Source organism: Bacteroides stercorirosoris, from assembly GCF_900142015.1.
Lineage (GTDB): Bacteria > Bacteroidota > Bacteroidia > Bacteroidales > Bacteroidaceae > Bacteroides > Bacteroides stercorirosoris.
The window spans coordinates 1-2,738 of the sequence record NZ_FQZN01000077.1 but is presented as its reverse complement, the minus strand read 5'-3'; the positions used below and the strand labels follow the sequence as shown (position 1 = coordinate 2,738).

General features: G+C 49.5%; 1 protein-coding gene. It reads left to right on the top strand.

Annotation, left to right across the window (positions count from 1 at the left end):
- Positions 1–2,468, top strand: a 2,468-nt coding sequence (locus BUC01_RS24760) for a leucine-rich repeat protein (RefSeq protein WP_139261924.1), incomplete at its 5' end; no start/stop codon positions are given.
- Between the last annotated feature and the right edge of the window lie 270 nt (positions 2,469–2,738).

Genomic DNA, 2,738 nt, shown 5'->3' with positions numbered 1-2,738 from the left:
CCGGCTCGTCAATAGACGGGTTAACCGTCGAAGCGGATACGGATTACGCCCCGGTGTCAAGCCTCAGCCTCGACATCACTAACCATACCCCCTCCACGGAGCCGCTGAAAGCCTACATGATGATACCTCCATGCGATCTGAGCAACGACCTGCTCACCGTCACCGTAAACACGGAAAGCGGCAATACCTACACCGGCGATTTGACAACCGCAGCCGGCACCTTGCTGGAAGCCGGTCTGTGCTATACCTTAGAACCCACGCTAGCACTCGGCAAAACCATCAGCCTGCCACCCGCTACGGAGGGGAGTTTGGAAAGTACCTTGAACAATATAACCCCGACCCCGGAACAAACCGAACTGGCCGTGACGGGCGCGGTAAACACCGACGACATCACCGCCCTAGCCACTTTCTTGAAAGAAAACAAGGCTGAGAAAATCACCGCCATCGACCTGTCCGGCATCAGCGGCATAGCCGAGGTGACAGGCTTTGCAGACTGCGCAAAGCTAGAAAAAGTCATACTGCCCGACCCCGCGGACGCCATTGGCGACAATGCCTTTGAAGGCTGCACGGCACTGACCACAGTCATCCAGAACGAACCGATGCCCGCCGATGCCGCACCCGCCACCCGCGCCAGTATCTCCAAAAGAATAAAAAAGATAGGAAACAGCGCCTTTAAAAATTGCACCTCGATGACCGAAATGTTCCTGCACGCTGATATACAAAGCGTAGGAAACAACGCCTTTGAAGGGTGCACGACAATGACAGCCCTCATATTCGAAGGCACAAAAGCGGCCAACGGAAACGGCGGTATAAGCTTAGGGACCGGCATCATAACCGGAACGCACCCGGACATCAAAATATTCCTGCCTGCCATCACCGAGCTCGCAATGGCCACCGCGTATAAGACAATCCTGGGAGAAAAGCCCACCTACTACAACTTCGCGGGCTACGGCAGCGCCACTACCACTGTAGAGAAAACGAATCCCGCATCGTACACACTCATATCCACGGTTGAAGTTGATTCAATGCGGTTCACCGTGGAGGTGGAAAGTGGCAATCTGGGATTCAGCATTCCCTTCCCCGAATCCGGCAATACTCCCGCAAATATCACGGTAGATTGGGGTGACGGTACAGCCGTTGTCGCAGTACCCAAAGGCACGACGCTTGCAGCGGGTGACGCATTCCAGCACACCTACGCCGCAGCGGGCACATACACCATCACCATCACCTCGGATGCGACAGCGGATAAAAAGCAAATACCGGTGCTGAATTTTGGGCAAAGAACCGGCTCTTACAACACAAATAAACTGGTGAGCCTTGAAACGGCATTGCTCAATATGGATTATTCCAATTTAAATAATACATTCAAGTCTTGCGAAAAATTAACCACAATCCCGGGAAATCTTTTCGAAAAGAACACAAAGGCTACACACTTCAGCAGTTGTTTCGAAAACTGTATCGCATTACAGACAATTCCGGAAAATCTTTTCGGAAAGAACACGGTGGCTAAAGACTTCGGCTATTGCTTCGCTACCTGTAGCGCATTAAAGACAATCCCGGAAAAACTTTTCGAGAATAACACAGCGGCTACAAACTTCGGCTATTGCTTCTATAATTGTACCGCATTAGAGACAATCCCGGGAATGCTTTTCGCGAAGAACACAAAGGTTGAATACTTCAACTCTTGCTTCTCTCGCTGTAGCGCATTAAAGACAATCCCGGGAAATCTTTTCGAAAAGAACACAATGGCTACAAACTTCAGCTTTTGCTTCTCCAACTGTAGTAGTACCCAATTAACCACAATCCCGGAAGAGCTTTTCGCGAACAACACAGAGGCTGAGAACTTCAGCCGTTGCTTCCAAGGCTGTGAAGCATTAAAGACAATCAAGGGAGGGCTTTTCGCAAATAACAAAAAAGCTACTGACTTCAGCTATTGCTTCGACGAGTGTAGCGAATTGCAGGCAATTCCGGAAGAGCTTTTCGCGAACAACACAGAGGCTACAGATTTCGGCAATTGCTTCTCTAGCTGTTACGCATTACAGACAATTCCGAAAGGGCTTTTCGCAAATAACAAAAAAGCTACCAGCTTCAGCGAGTGCTTCTCTAACTGTCACGCATTAGCCACAATCCCGGAAGGGCTTTTCGCGAAGAACACAATGGCTACAAAGTTCAGCTTTTGCTTCTCTGGATGTACCAAGATGGAGTTAAACGCAAATATATTCGTCGATCCCACCGCGACCGAAGAGGAGAAATTAAACCGTTTCATGGATAAGTCCATGAACTTTAAGTATTGCTTCCAAAACTACGCTGAAAATAACACTACGTCAGGTATCGCCCCCGCCTTGTGGAACTATGCGAAAGGTTCGGGCCAATGGCAGACGGAAAATTGCTTCACCAACTGCAAGGTGTCAAATCACGCCGACGTTCCGAGTGATGGTAGTTGGGGCACTCCCAAGGCTCCTAACTAAGCATACCCCCAAAAACCTCTGCGAAACAGTCCTTAACCGCTGGGTCGCAGAGGTTTTCACTAAATAATAATTCATCAACTTAAAAGAAACAAGCATAAGTATGAAAAACCAAGTAAAAGAAAAGTATCTGGCTCCCCAAATAGAGGTGATACAGATGGAGACAGAAGGAACATCGTGTGTAATTGCAGGAAGCGGCAACTTAGGAGGATTCGGCAACGGAGGCTCTATAGGCACGTCTTCCCGCAGCTACGGACGTTCGCGCGGCAGCCG